The sequence below is a fragment of the Amycolatopsis sp. NPDC005232 genome, from assembly GCF_040607795.1.
GTDB lineage: Bacteria > Actinomycetota > Actinomycetes > Mycobacteriales > Pseudonocardiaceae > Amycolatopsis.
Map to the genome: position 1 here is coordinate 63,386 of NZ_JBEXHL010000016.1, position 13,862 is coordinate 77,247.

Annotated in this window: 11 protein-coding genes; 1 reads left to right on the forward strand and 10 read right to left on the reverse strand. The window is 69.6% G+C overall.

The genetic code is table 11. The features are described 5' to 3' along the window. Positions 1–370: 370 nt before the first annotated feature. From ABZU76_RS28465 to ABZU76_RS28485, 5 genes are read right to left on the reverse strand one after another with little or no spacing between them, the layout of a single operon-like run. Positions 371–1,237, reverse strand: coding sequence for a biotin-dependent carboxyltransferase family protein (locus ABZU76_RS28465; protein ID WP_354874823.1), 867 nt, complete (start codon positions 1,235–1,237; stop codon positions 371–373). After that, the gene (gene pxpB, locus ABZU76_RS28470) at positions 1,237–1,836 is read right to left on the reverse strand and encodes a 5-oxoprolinase subunit PxpB (RefSeq protein WP_354874825.1); all 600 of its coding nucleotides are present in this window, start codon (positions 1,834–1,836) and stop codon (positions 1,237–1,239) included. Before pxpB ends, ABZU76_RS28465 begins: the two co-directional genes overlap by 1 nt. Then, entirely contained in the window at positions 1,836–2,585 is a 750-nt protein-coding gene (locus ABZU76_RS28475) for a 5-oxoprolinase subunit PxpA (protein ID WP_354874827.1), read from the reverse strand. Before ABZU76_RS28475 ends, pxpB begins: the two co-directional genes overlap by 1 nt. Next, a complete protein-coding gene (locus tag ABZU76_RS28480; RefSeq protein ID WP_354874828.1) occupies positions 2,576–3,370 on the reverse strand; it encodes a putative hydro-lyase in 795 nt (264 codons plus the stop codon). The genes ABZU76_RS28475 and ABZU76_RS28480 overlap by 10 nt, the downstream gene beginning before the upstream one ends. Next, positions 3,367–4,641: an MFS transporter gene (locus tag ABZU76_RS28485; protein WP_354874830.1), complete on the reverse strand. Its 1,275-nt coding sequence runs from the start codon at positions 4,639–4,641 to the stop codon at positions 3,367–3,369. Before ABZU76_RS28485 ends, ABZU76_RS28480 begins: the two co-directional genes overlap by 4 nt. Positions 4,642–4,764: 123 nt before the next feature. Between ABZU76_RS28485 and ABZU76_RS28490 the strand changes: the two genes are divergently transcribed. Further along, positions 4,765–5,472, forward strand: a complete 708-nt coding sequence (locus tag ABZU76_RS28490; RefSeq protein WP_354874832.1) for a GntR family transcriptional regulator — start codon at positions 4,765–4,767, stop codon at positions 5,470–5,472. Between the two features lie 611 nt (positions 5,473–6,083). Here ABZU76_RS28490 and ABZU76_RS28495 read toward each other — a convergent pair. The 5 genes from ABZU76_RS28495 to ABZU76_RS28515 form a co-directional block, all read right to left on the reverse strand. Continuing rightward, positions 6,084–7,448, reverse strand: coding sequence for a ricin-type beta-trefoil lectin domain protein (locus ABZU76_RS28495; RefSeq protein ID WP_354874834.1), 1,365 nt, complete (start codon positions 7,446–7,448; stop codon positions 6,084–6,086). Between the two features lie 19 nt (positions 7,449–7,467). Then, positions 7,468–9,339 carry a ricin-type beta-trefoil lectin domain protein gene (locus ABZU76_RS28500; protein WP_354874836.1) on the reverse strand — a complete coding sequence of 624 codons (1,872 nt, stop codon included), beginning with the start codon at positions 9,337–9,339 and terminating at the stop codon, positions 7,468–7,470. Positions 9,340–9,341: 2 nt separating this feature from the next. Next, positions 9,342–10,448, reverse strand: a complete 1,107-nt coding sequence (locus tag ABZU76_RS28505; protein ID WP_354874838.1) for a ricin-type beta-trefoil lectin domain protein — start codon at positions 10,446–10,448, stop codon at positions 9,342–9,344. 467 nt (positions 10,449–10,915) lie between these two features. Next, positions 10,916–12,160: a family 16 glycosylhydrolase gene (locus ABZU76_RS28510; RefSeq protein WP_354874840.1), complete on the reverse strand. Its 1,245-nt coding sequence runs from the start codon at positions 12,158–12,160 to the stop codon at positions 10,916–10,918. A gap of 365 nt (positions 12,161–12,525) precedes the next feature. Further along, entirely contained in the window at positions 12,526–13,776 is a 1,251-nt protein-coding gene (locus ABZU76_RS28515; protein WP_354874842.1) for an ROK family transcriptional regulator, read from the reverse strand. Between the last annotated feature and the right edge of the window lie 86 nt (positions 13,777–13,862).

Below are 13,862 nucleotides of genomic sequence, written 5' to 3' on the forward strand. Positions count from 1 at the left end.
AAAGTCTCTGCAATTGGCTAGCCTGGCCGGGACGAAGGGGGAAGTCATGAAGAGGGGTTGGGTGCCGGCGCTCGCCGGAGCGGGATTGCTGCCGTGGCTGGGAATCTTGGCCGCGACTCTGCCCGACACGTATGCGGCGCAGCACTGGCGGCTCGCGTGGGTGGGGCTCGACGTGCTGGAGTCGGTCGGCCTGCTGCTCACGGGCTGGTGGCTGCTGCGCGGCGATCGCCGCGCGCCGGCCCCCGCGGCCGCCACGGGGGCGCTCCTGCTGGTCGATGCGTGGTTCGACGTGACCACGGCCGGGCCGGACGTCGCGGCGTCGGTGGCGATGGCGGTGCTCGAGGTGCCACTGGCGGTGTTCTGCCTGGTGTCAGCCTTCGCGGCTCAGCGCGAAGCGCACGCGCTGACCAGGCCGCAGCTGTGCGGCGACGTCGAGGTCGGGCTCGCGGACGACGGCGGGCACGGGATAACCGCCGGTCACGGGGTGGTCGGCGAGGAACAGGATCGGCACGCCCGAGGGCGGCACCTGCAGTGCGCCCGGCACGGCGGCTTCCGGCGGCAGCTCGCCGGAGCGAGCGCGGTCGAGCGGCGGCCCGTCGAGGCGGACGCCGACGCGGTCGAGGTCGGCGGTCACCGTGTAGCGGGAGGTGACCAAAGTGGACAGTGCGGTCCGGGTGAACCAGTCGAGGCGCGGCCCGGGGGTGACGCGCAGGACCGGTTCTTCCGAAAGCCGGGCCAGCGGAGCCAGGTCGACGACCGGCTGCCCGGCGACGACGTCCCCGACCGGAAGGGTCATGCCCGGAGCCAGGGGCGGCGGCCCGAGCCCGCCCATGGTGTCGGTGGCCCGCGCGCCGAGCACAGGCTGCACGTCGAAACCGCCGCGGACGGCGACGTAGCAGCGCAGGCCGCGGGTGGCCGTGCCCAGCACCAGCTCCTCGCCCGCCTGCAGCACGATGGGTCCGTTCGGAGCAGCCGCCCGCCGCCCGGCCCGCACCTCGACCTCCGCCCCTGTGACGGCGACCAACGCGGCTTCGGAGACCCTCAGCCGCAACCCGCCGAGCGTCACTTCCAGGGCCGCGTGCGTCTCGGGATTGCCGACCAGCCGGTTCGCCAGCCGCAACGACGAACGGTCCGCCGCCCCCGACCGCCCGACCCCGACGGCGGCGAGACCGGGCCGGCCCAGGTCTTGAACGGTCGCGAAGGGACCGGTCGCGAGCACTTCCACCTTCCCGGTCATCACACCGCCTCGAACCGCACGCGCGTGCCCGGCGTGAGCCGGTTGGGCGGGTCGCGCTCGACGTCCCAGACCGGCAGCGAAGTCGTTCCCACCAGGTGCCAGCCGCCGGGCGACGGGCGGGGGTAGACGGCCGAGTACTCGCCCGCGATGGCGACCGAACCGGCGGGCACGCGGGTGCGCGGCACGGAACGGCGCGGCAGGTGCAGTGCGGGATCCAGGCCCGTCATGTAAGCGAAGCCCGGCGCGAAGCCGCAGAACGACACCACGTACGAAGCCGAGCTGTGCAAGGACACGACCTCCCGCACCGACAACCCCGAAGCCTCCGCGACATCGGCGAGATCCGCCCCGTCGTACCGCACCGGCACGGTGACAGCACCCGAAGAGCCGGTGACAACATCCACTGTGGACACCGAAGACAACAACCGCGTCAACGAAGCCACCTCCACCACCGCGGGATCGAACCGCACCAACAGCGTCCGCGCGGCCGGCACCAGCTCCACCACCCCGGCCGGCAGATCCGCCTCCAACGCCGCCTGCAACCCGAGCACGTCCTGAGCCTCGACGAGAACCGCGGAACCGCCGTACGGCAACACGGCCATCACACGAACGACTCCACCGCGACCCCCGCCTCCGCCAACGAAGCGCGAATCCGCCGCGCGATGTCCACGGCCCCCGGCGTATCACCGTGCACACAAAGGGAAACCGCCTGCAGGTCGAGCTTCCCGCCGGCCACATCGAGCACCGAACCCGTCGTCGCCATGGCCGTGGCCCGTGCGGCGACCTGGTCGGCGTCGTGCAGCACCGCACCCGGCAGCTTGCGCGACACGAGCTGCCCCTCCGGCGTGTAAGCCCGGTCCGCGAACGCCTCCGCGTACCCCGTCACCCCGGCCGCCGAAGCCGCGCGCAGCATCTCCGAGTCCGGCGGACACAACAGCGCCAACCCGGTGCCGAACTGCCGCACGCCCTCCACGAGCGCCGCCGCCTGCGCCGGATCCACCGCCGCTGTGTTGTACAGCGCACCGTGCGCCTTCACGTACTTCACCGAAGACCCCGCAGCCCGCGCGAAAGCGTCCAACGCGCCGATTTGGTACAGCACGTCGTCCGTGAGGTCCGCGGGCGAGATGTCCAGCGCCCGGCGGCCGAAGCCGGCGAGGTCGCGGTATCCCACGTGCGCCCCGATCGTCACGCCCCGCTCGGCCGCGCGGGCGCACACCCGCCGCATCACGCCGGGGTCGCCCGCGTGGAAGCCGCACGCGATGTTCGCGCTGGTCACGATGTCGAGCATCGCCTCGTCGTCGCCCATCCGCCACGCGCCGAAGCCTTCGCCGAGATCACTGTTCAGATCCATGTCTCTCCCGTCTCGCGTTGGTCTGTCAAGAACATGTACCCCGGCGCGTGCGTGATGGCGAACGGTGGCCGCGAAGCCATCACCGCCGCCTGGGGGGTGACGCCGCAGGCCCAGAACACCGGCACGTCACCGGGTTCCAGGTCCACGGCGTCGCCGAAGTCGGGCCGCGCCAGGTCCGCGATGCCCAGTGCGCCCGGATCGCCGACGTGCACCGGGGTGCCGGGCAGCGAGGGCGACGCGGAGGTGATCCGCACGGCCTCGTCGAGCAGTTCGGCCGGGACCGGCCGCATCGTCACCACCAGCGGTCCGTGCAGCCGCCCGGCCGGCGTGCACGGCCGGTCGGTCACGTACATCGCCACGCCGCGCCCCTGCGTCAGGTTCCGCAGGGGCACGCCGCCCGCGACCAGCGGCGCCTCGAACGAGTAGGTGCAGCCGATCGAGAACGCCACCATGTCGCTGCGCCACAGGCCCGTCGCGTCGCCGACCTCGCCGGTCAGCACCCCGTTGTGCCACACGCGGTAGCGCGGCAGATCGGTACGCAGGTCGGCGCCCGGCGCAAGCCGCGAGCCCGGGTCGCCGGGCCGGCTGACGTCGAGCACCGGGCACGCGCGCGGGTTGCGCGCGCAGAACAGCAGCACGTCGTCGGCCCAGTCCTGCGGCACGGCGATCAGGTTGGCCTGCGCGTAGCCCCGCGCCCAGCCCTCGGTCGGCCGCTCGGTGCCCGCGCGGAAGAGCGCGCGGGCCTCGGCGGGCGTCAGCGTGGCGGGGTCGCGGAACGTGGTCATGACCCGATCCCGGTCAGTTCCCGTCCGCGGGTTTCGGGCAGGCCCAGCAACGCGAGCGCGGCGATCGCGTACCCGACGGCGCCGAGCGCGATCGCGCCGCCCGCGCCCATGAACCCGACCACCGCGGGGAACGCGGCGCCCACCGCGCGCCCGAAGTTGTACGTGAAGCCCTGGCCCGTCGCCCGGACCTCCGTCGGGTACAGCTCCGCGAGGTACGCGCCGAAGCCGCTGAAGATCGCCGACGTCGAGAAGCCCAGCGGGAAGCTGATCAGCAGCATGAGGCCGTTGGCGCCGTAGGGCAGCTGTACGAACAGCACGATCAGCGCCGCCGACAGCACGGAGAACAGCAGGAAGGTTCGCTTGCGCCCCAACAGGTCCGCGAGGTACCCGCCGCAGACGTAGCCGATGAACGCGCCGGGGATCAGCAGCGCGAAGTACCCGCCGGTGCCGACCACGGACAGGCCGCGGGAGGTCTTGAGGTACTGGGGCATCCACGTGAACAGCGTGTAGTACCCGCCCTGGACACCGGTCGCGAGCAGCGCCGCGAAGAGCGTGGTGCGCAGCAAGCCGGGGCGGAAGATGCCCGCGAGCGAACTGCTCGCCTTGATCTTGAGAGTCGTCAGGCGGCGTTCGGTCACATGCTCGGCGTCGGTCACGCGGCGGCGCACCCACAGCACGAGCAGCGCCGGCAGCACACCGACCCAGAACAGCACGCGCCACGCGACGGCGTCGTCGAGCACGCTGAACAGCACGGTGTAGACGATCACCAGCAGGCCCCAGCCCACGGCCCATGCGCTCTGCACGAACGCGACGGTCCGGCCGCGGTAGCGCGCGGAGCAGTACTCGGCGACCAGCGCGGCGCCGACGGCCCACTCGCCACCGAAGCCGAGGCCCTGCAGGCCGCGGAACACCAGCAGCGTCTCGAAGTTCGGTGCGAAACCGCAGAGCACCGTGAAGACCGTGTACAGCGCGATGGTCAGCTGCAGGGTGCGGACACGGCCGATGCGGTCGGCCAGCACGCCGGCGCCGATGCCGCCGATCGCGGAGACGACCAGTGTGGTCGTGCTGAGCAGGCCGGCCTCGCCCGAGGAGATGCCGAAGTACGCCGTGATGGCGGCCAGACCGAACGGCAGGGTCTGGTAGTCGAAGGAGTCGAGCCCGTAACCGCCGAAGGCGGCGAAGAAGGCGCGCTTGCCCTTGGGTCCGAGGGAGCGGAACCACTCGAACGGCCGGGCCGCACTCGTGGTGCCTGCTGTCACGTTCGTGTTCATGGGTACCTCGCAGGGAGAGTCTCATAGTGGCACGAGTCACATGGCAGTCACCGTACGGATCGTTCAACAATTCCACAAGTCTCTCATTTTATTGTTCTCAACCCTGCGGCTACGCTGGGCGACGTGGTCACCGACGAGAGCCCGCTGGGCCTGGAAGCCGACCGCGGTCTGCTGAGCCGCACGAGCACAGCGGAGCGGGTCGCCGGAGTGCTGCGCACGCGCATCGCCGAAGGCTTCTTCCTGCCCGGCAGCCGGCTGTCGGAGCAGGACATCGGCAACGCGCTGGGCGTCTCGCGCAACACGCTGCGCGAGTCATTCCGCCTGCTCACGCATGAGCGGCTGCTCACCCACGAGCTCAACCGCGGCGTCTTCGTCCGCGTGCCGACGGTCGACGATGTGCGCGACATCTACCGCGTCCGCAAGCTCGTCGAGTGCGCCGCGGTCCGCGGGATCACCGAGCGGCCGGCGTCCTACGACAAGATCACGGCCACGGTCGCCGAGGGTGACGAAGCGGCCGAAACCGGCCGTTGGCAGGACCTCGGCACGGCGAACATCCGGTTCCACAGCGAGCTCGTCGCGTTGACCGGGAGCGAGCGCGTGGTCGAGCTGATGCAGGGCCTCACGGCCGAGCTGCGGCTGGTGTTCCACGTGATGGCCGACCCGCGGCGGTTCCACGAGCGCTACCTGCCGCGCAACCGCGAACTGCTCGGGCCGCTCGGGGAAGGGGACGGCCGGCGCGCGGAGAAACTGCTCGCGGCTTACCTCTCCGACGCCGAAGCGCAGCTCGTCGAGGCGTACTCGGAGCGTTCGGCGGACGGCGCGAGTCGGTAGCTCACTGTGGTGGTCCAAACCGGACTGCCCGCGGTTTCGCGCCCGGGGCGGGATCCGTGTCAGGGGCCCGAAAATCGCCGTGACCCAACGGAAAAGTGTGTGCTGCGCCATGGAAAACGTTTGCCATGGGTTGCGCGTCCGCGACGCAGGAACGGCACTACTTCCGTCGGAAAAGGGATGAAGCACTTGCTTACATAGCGTGCTTTCGTGCGGATGGGCACCCGATTGTGGCCGTTCGGGTCGTCCGTAGTCTGGGTGGTGTCAAGATCGCGGACACCTGATTAACGTCTTCAGCAGGTCGCGTGAAGCGATGGCACCCCAGGCCCCGGAACCCCCAGACGGGGTGTGGGCGCCTTCGCGAAGACCGAATCGGGATGGTCGCCCCCAGGCCCGATCCGGCGTGCGTGGCCAGGAGATGGTGGAGATGGTGGAGCAACGGCGAACCGTGGTCCCCGGGGGGAGATCACGGTCCGCCGTTGCGTACTGCGCCGATCGTTGCAAATCCGACCACAGCCACGGCCGAATGCCTTCGTAGCAACGGCTACGTGGCGCGCGGGGGGTCGGCCCACTTTTGGCCGGATCAGTACCGCGGGTCAGTCCACTTCGGATCCTCAGCCCGCGTACCGGGCGAACACCTTGGTGTAGTCCCACGGCTGCTGCGAGACCTTCGAGCAGCTGTCGTCCGGACCACCCGTGCACGGCCGGTCGCGGTTGGCCGACCAGAACGTCAGTCGCGACAGGTGGTGCTGGTTCGCGTAACCCAGGATGGTGGTGAAGTCCGCCACAGTCACCGTCTCGTTCTGGTCGGTGATGCCGTTCATGGACGAGATGCCCATGTGCCGGTAGGCGTTGTCGTCGGTGTAGCCGAAGGCGTTCTTGACGACGTTCTTCAGGCCCTCGGCCGCACGCGTGGTGAGGGTGCCCATGTTCTGCCCGGCGCCGCCGAAGTCGAACGGCATGATGACCCAGCCGTCGGCCGCGAAGCCGGACTGCGCCGCGCGGTTGACGAGGCTCGAGTCCGGGCCGCTGGTGCCCGTGCCGAACGTGACGTAGATCTTGATGCCCGGGTTGTTGGCGCGCACGGTCTTCAGCGCGTCGACGGTGCGCTGCTGCACCGTCGGGTTGCTGTAGGCGTCAGCCTCGATGTCGATGTCGATCGCCTTGAGGCCGTAGGCGTTGATCACCTTCTGGTACGCCGACGCGAGCTCACCCGCGCTGCCGCACGAGGACTCCAGTTTGTTGCCGCTGTAACCGCCGAACGACGGGATCACGTCGCCGCCCGCGCCGCGCACGGTGTTGATCGTGCCCTGGTCCACGCCGCCGGTGAGGGCACGCGCGCCGTCCCACTGCGGGTTGCAGTAGCCGTTCGACAGCACGAACGCCAGCGTGAACCACTTCACTCCCGTCGCGTTCATGATCGTGGTCGGATTCGGCGGCGCGCCCCAGCCGTTGTAGATGTACGGGGCCACGGCCATCGCGCCGGCCGAAGGCGGCGGGGTCGTGTCGCCGCCGCCGGACGGCGCGGTCCACTTCTGGTTGGCGGTGCCGGAGCACGTCCAGATCTGCAGCCGGGTGCCATCGGCGGAGCTGTTGCCGGTGGCATCAAGGCACTTATTGGCCGCGGTGTTCACGATGTCGTGGGCGGCGCTGACCGTCCACTGCTGCGCGCCGGTGCCGTTGCAGTCGTACAGCTGCACTTTGGCCCCGTCGGTGGTGGCCGCCGAGGCTACGTCGAGGCATTTGCCGAGGGCCCGGATCGTGCCGTCGGAGCCGACGTTCCACTGCTGTGCCGTGGTTCCGTTGCAGCCGTAGAGCTGTACGGCGGAACCGTTGGCGCTGTTCGCGCCGGCGACGTCGACGCACTTGCCGCCGAGGCCGGTGATCTGTCCGGTCGCCGCCTGTGCGTCGGCCGGGATCAGGGTGACGGCGGAGGCGGCGAGCAGGCCGCCGATCGCCGCGAGGACTCTTCTTCTCATCGGGGACTCCTGGGGAGGGTTACGGTGCGGTCCACTTCTGGTTGGCCGCGCCGGTGCACGTCCAGATCTGCGTGCGGGTGCCGTTGGCCGAGGTGTTTCCGGTGACGTCGAGGCACTTGTTGGCGGCGGTGTTCACGATGTCGCGGGACGAGTTGGCCGTCCATTGCTGTGCGCCGGTGCCGTTGCAGTCGTACAGCTGGACTTTCGAACCGTCCGTTGTGGACGCTGCGCTGACGTCGAGGCACTTGCCGAGCGCGCGGACCGTGCCGTCGGAGCCGATGGTCCACTGCTGGGCGCCCGTGCCGTTGCAGTCGTAGAGGTCGACGGCAGTGCCGTTGGCACTGTTGGCGCCCGCGACGTCGAGGCACTTGCCGCCCAGCCCGGTGATCTGGCCGGTGCGGCCGGTCGGCGGCGTGGTGGTGCCCCCGCCCGCCTGCGTGCCGTTCCACGTGAACGTCGCCGAGGTGTGGCCCGGCAGCGTGTAGGTGAACGACTGCCCGCCCCAGTTCACGCGCACGCTCTGGTTGCCCGTGCCCGAGTTGTACGCGATGAGCGCCTTGGACCCGTCCGGGTTCTTCCACGCGACGTTGCGCACGGTGGCGTTGTCGTTCGAGTCGATCCGCACCGCGCCCGGCTTCACGAACTTGGTGAGGTGGCCCATCGTGTAGTACTCGACGGTGTAGTCGACCTGCCCACTGCGCGAGTCTCCGTTGTGGACGGTGATGAGCCCGGTGCATGTGCCGCAGCCGCCGTTGTGCGGACCCATGTTCTGGTCCACGGCAAGGCTCCACTTGGTGACCGACCGGCTCCAGTTGCGGGTGTAGTCGATGATGTTGTTCATGTCCTCGGCCTGCTGGTTGGCGATCCAGGTGCCGCCGGAGTGCTCGGTCGAGTACGCGTTCACGTTCGGGTACTGGTTGTGCACGGTCGTCTGCTGCGCGACGTTGCCGCCGTATCCGTGCCACGCCATGCCGCCGAAGTTCGGATCGTTGCGGATCGCGGCGTCGTCCATGGTCGGTGCCGCGTACGCCTGGTACTGGTCCCAGTTCCAGTCGAGCGCGAGGACCTTCGTGGGCAGCCCCGCGGTGTGCAGTGCCGGCAGCAGGTTGTTCTTCGTGAAGAAGGCCAGGCCGGAGCCGTTCCAGTTCGTGGACGGGTAGCCGTTGCAGCACGTCGGTTCATTCGACACGGAGAGGTAGTCGATCGGCACGCCGGCGCTGCGGTAGGCCTGGAGGTACTTGACGAAGTACTGGGCGTAGGCGTTGTAGTACTGGGATTCCACCCAGCCGAGGTTGTAGCTGTCGTTGTCCTTCATCCAGGGCGGCGCGCTCCACGGCGACGCCATGATTTTCATCTGCGGGTTGAGCTGCTTGGCCTGCTGCGTCAGCGGTAGCACATCGGCCTGGTCGTGGGCGATCGAGAAGTGGGTGAGGTTCGGGTCGGTCTGCCCGGCGGGCATGTCGTCGAACGTGTAGCTGAACCGGGCGAGGTCCGACGCGCCGATCGGGTTGCGCAGGAAGCTCAGGCCGATCCCGTTGTCCGGGTCGAAGAGTTTCTGCATCACCGAGCTGCGGGTGCTCGCCGACAGCGCGCCGGAGGAGTTCATCAGCCACGCCGCGGTGTCGGTGAACGACGCGCCGCCGCCTTCGAACTGCTGGTATGTGGTGTTCTCGTTGACGTTGATCGTCTGCTGACCGCTGCCTGTGCCGGCCGAGAACGAGACCGGCGCCTGCTGCTGCAGGCCACGGGTCACGTTCACGCCCCGGGAGTCGTCGGTCGTGGTGAGCCAGACGTTCACGGTCTCGTTGGCCGCTTGCGCGACCGGCACGGCCATTGTGGACAGTGCCAGGGCTGCTGCGCCGAGCAGTGGGAGCAGGTGGCGTTTGCGCATGCCTACGACACCGTCCACTTCTGGTTGGCGGTGGCGGCGCAGGTCCAGATCTGCAGGCGGGTGCCGTTGGCGGAGCTGTTGTCCGTGGCGTCGAGGCACTTGCCGGAGGCGGCGTTCACGAGGTTGCCGGTCGAGTTCCGGCTCCAGTGCTGGACCGCGCCGCCGGTGCAGTCCCAGATCTGAGCCTTGGTGCCGTTGGCGGTGCCGGCGGCGTCGAGGCACTTGCCGAGCGCGCGGATCGTGCCGTCGGAGCCGACGGTCCACTGCTGCGCGGTGGTGCCGTTGCAGTCATACAGCTGCACGGCCGTGCCGTTGGCGCTGTTGGCCGCCGCGACGTCCACGCACTTGCCGCCGAGGCCGGTGATCTGGCCGGCGCCGCCCGTCGGCGGGTCGGTCTGGCCGCCGCCGACCCAGGTGCTCGCCGACGACTCGCCGACGCTCACCGCGGTGTTGTGGTTCTCGATCGGGTTCACGTGCGTGTTCGGGAACACGACGTAGGTGACCGGGCCCTCGGTGCCGCCGGTGCTCGGGTCGGGGTCGATGCCGAGGCTCACGGCCGTGGCGTAGGACGCTTCGCCGATGATGCTCGTCGGGCCGGTGTCACCGACGACCGCGTAGGTGACTTTGTTGTTGTAGATGACGGCGACCACCGAGCCACCGTCGATCCCGTACTGGCGGTAGTCCCAAGTGGACGTTGGCTGCGGCAGCACGATGTAGGGCAGCTGCGCCGCGTTCAACGGCTGGTCGGTGGACGTGTGGAACGCCGTGTCCGGGTAGAAGCAGCAGTCGGTGTTCTCGTTGCACTGCGTCGTGCGCTGGCCGTCGCAGTCGATGTCCATGTCGGCCTTGAAGAACACCGCACCACTGGACTGACAGACGGGCACGGTGGCCGCGCCGCCTTCGTCGTAGCTGTACTTGCCGTTGGAGATCTGCTGGCACGAGTTGGTCTTCGCGAGCAGCTGGGCCGCGGTGGGCGCGGCGGCCGGTGCCGCGGGCGCCGGCGCGGCCGGTGTCGCGGGTGCCGCCGGTGCCGCTGAGGCTGAGGTTGCGGACAGGAAGGAAAGCGTCAGCAGGAAACAGCCTGCCAACGCGACGAGGAAACGCCGCACGGTGGGATTCTCCTTGGGGGGAAGGGAGATTTCGGTTGTCCACAGGCGAGGCGAGTTGTGGATAACTTGGCCCTGTGTGACCGCTTGGCCACTTCTTGTCAGACCTCGCCGGTAGAATGGGATGGGGACGCCCTCCTTGGGAGGGCGGGGGCTGTCTGTCGGGCGGTTTTGGGGACGGGAGAAAAGCCCGGTGGGGACCAGGCCGGTGGGGAACGGGCGGATCGAGCGCGTTCGCGGAAGCCCCGGCGGTGCCTCGGGTGGAGGCGGGCCGGTGGGGATCCGGGGCTCCGGGTGACGCGATCCGGTCGGGATCACGCCACCCGGGCGAACGGGGAACCGGTGGGGACCGGAGTGGAACACCGCGCGAGGCTGCCGGAGGAGGGAGAGGAGGCGAGCAGCCCCGCGCGGCGGCTTTCAAAGCACCGGGAACTCGTTGTGGCGCAACGCGTATCGCCGGTGTCAGTGGATCAGGGTGCGGTCCACTTCTGGTTGGCCGTGCCCGTGCAGGTCCAGATCTGCAGGCGGGTGCCATTGGCCGAGCTGTTGCCCGTGGCGTCGAGGCACTTGTTCGCGGCCGGGTTCACGATGTCGTGCGCCGCGGTGACCACCCATTGCTGGGCGCCGGAACCGTTGCAGTCGTAGAGCTGCACGGGAGTGCCGTCGTTCGTGCCGGCCGCGGTGACGTCCATGCACTTGCCCAGCGCCCGCAGGGTGCCGTCGCTGCCGACGGTCCAGTTCTGGGCCGCGTTGCCGTTGCAGTCGGTGATCTGGATCGGCGTGCTGTTGGCGCTGCTGGCGCCCGCGACGTCGACGCACTTGCCGCCGATGCCGGTGATCGTGCCGGTGCGCCCGCTCGGTGGCGTGGTGCCGCCGCCGGTGCTCGTGGTCACGTGCACGTAGTCGACGACCAGCTGCTGCGGGAACTGCGTGCTGCCGTTGGGGTCACCGGGCCAGTAGCCGCCCACGGCGAGGTTCATGATGATGAAGAAGTTGTGGTCGTAGACCCAGCGGTTGCCGTTGAGGTCGGCCGGCGTGCGCGTCTGGTAGACGTTGCCGTCGACCGTCCAGACGATCTTGTTGGGCGACCAGTCCACGGCGTAGGTGTGGAAGTCGTCGGAGAAGTTGGGGCCGCTGTAGCCGGCGCCGATGCCGCCCGCGCCCGAGTAGCCGGGGCCGTGGATGGTGCCGTGCACGGTGTTGGGCTCGAAGCCGACGTTCTCCATCACGTCGATCTCGCCGTCGGTCGGCCAGTTGCCGCCGCCGAGCATCCAGAACGCGGGCCACATGCCCTGGCCGCGAGGGAGCTTCATGCGGGTCTCGAAGTGGCCGTAGGCCTGGCTGAACTTGCCGGAGGTGTTGAGGCGCGCGGACGTGTACTCGCAGCGGCCGTACCAGCAGTTGTAGTTGCCCGGGTTCTCGCGCTTGGCCGTGATCACGAGGTGGCCCTGGCCGTCGAGTGCGGCGTTGTTCGTGCCGGACGTGTAGTACTGGCGCTCGTGGTTGTTGACGTTGTCGCCGGTTTCGTAGTTCCACTTCGAACCGTCGGCGGGGCTGCCTGCGGACCCGTTGAAGTCGTCGGTGAAGCTGGCCGCCGCCGCGGCTTCTGTGGGCGCGAAGATGGCGGGCGTCGCCTGCACTCCGACGGCCAGGAGCGAAGCGGCCGCGAAGAGCCCGGCCCAGCGGGAACGTCTCAGAGAACGTGAGATGGACATCATTGTCACCTCTTCTTGCGGAGGGGACCGCGCTTTCACGCGCAGCACGAAAACGCGGTGGGGCGGAGGAGAGCACGGCGGAGGGACCGTGCGGTTCTCAGCCGAGCGCTTCGTGTCCACTCCGGAGGTGGACCGCAGGCGGGCGGCAGGGGGTCGGACTAATCGGACTACTTTGTTGTGCCTGGCAACAAAGTAAAAGCAGTATGCATGGTCCGTACCACTGCGGCAATGGCGGATGTGAGAATTTTTTCAACCCGAATTAAGGGGCGCCGGTTACCGCCCAGGTGATCGACGGGGGCGCGGACGGTGATCACCGGCCGGTCACCTGGGGTTCTCGGAAGTGTTCGCTGGGTGACAGCGGGGTCCTAGGCCGCGCCGGCGCCCGAGCGGATCACGGGGGCCGGCTTGACCAGAAGCCGCGGATCGGCGCCCTGTTCCAGCAGGTCGGCGACGGGCAGGGTGGCGGCGCCCGTCGCGACGGCGTCGAGACCGAGGTACCCGAGCTGGATCGTGGTCTCGCCGAACGGGTGGCTCAGCGCGTGGGCCGACGCGGTGGAGCGGATCAGCGGCAGCAGGCGCTCGCCGAGGGCGAGGCCGGCCCAGCCGCCGACGACGATGCGTTCGGGGTTGAACAGGTTGATCAGGTTCGCGATGCCGGCGCCGAGGTAGCCGGCCGTCTCCTCGAGGACCTTCTGGGCCGACTTCGAGCGGTCGGCCGACGCGAGGAGCGCGGCGAACTGGTCCTGCTCGGTCTCGCCGGGCACGGGCTTGCCGCGGGCGCGGCGGTAACGCGCGAGCACGGCCTCGGCACCGATGTAGGCCTCGAGGCAGCCGTGCGAACCGCAGCGGCAGGCCTGCCCGCCGTAGACGATGGTGGTGTGGCCCCACTCGCCGGCGCTGCTGGTGGAGCCGCGGTAGGTGGCGCCGTCGGCGATCACGGCCGCGCCGACGCCCGAGCCGATGAGCACGATCACCGCGTGGCGCGCGCCGCGCCCGGCGCCGAACCACATCTCGGCCTGGCCCTGGGTTTTGGCACCGTTGTCGACGAACACGGGCAGCTCGATGCCGGCCGCGCGCAGGTCGTCGGCCAGCGCGACGGAGTCCCAGCCGACGGTGGGCGCGTGCACCAGCACGCGTTCGCCCTGTTCGACCGTGCCGGGCACACCGACGCCCACGCCGATCACGGCCGACTCCTCGGCCCCGGCGGACGCGATCACCTCGCGCAACCCGGAGACGACGGCCGCGACGACCGCGGCCGGTTCGGTACGCGCCGGTGACAGCTCGTGTTCGACCGTGGCCAGCCGCTGCATCGCGAGGTCGAACAGCTCCACGCGCACGCCCGTCTCGCCGATGTCGACGCCCGCGACGTAGCCGTACGCCGGGTCCACGCGCAGCAGCACGCGCGGTCGTCCGCCGTCGGATTCGACCAGGCCGGCCTCGGTGATGAGCCGTTCCTCGCCGAGCTCGGCGGTCACGTTGCTGACCGTCGCCGCCGAAAGGCCGGTGAGCTGGCTCAGTTCGTGCCGCGACAGCGGGCCGTCGAAGTACAGTTTCGACAGCAGCAGGGAACGGTTGTGCCGCCGCAGATCTCGGACGGTCGTGCGCTTGGTCGCCATGTGACACCCATCTGGCCTCGAACTCTCCCGACACCAGGATGCCTGATCACCGTAAGTTGTGGCCATGTATTAACTAGTGAACTAAG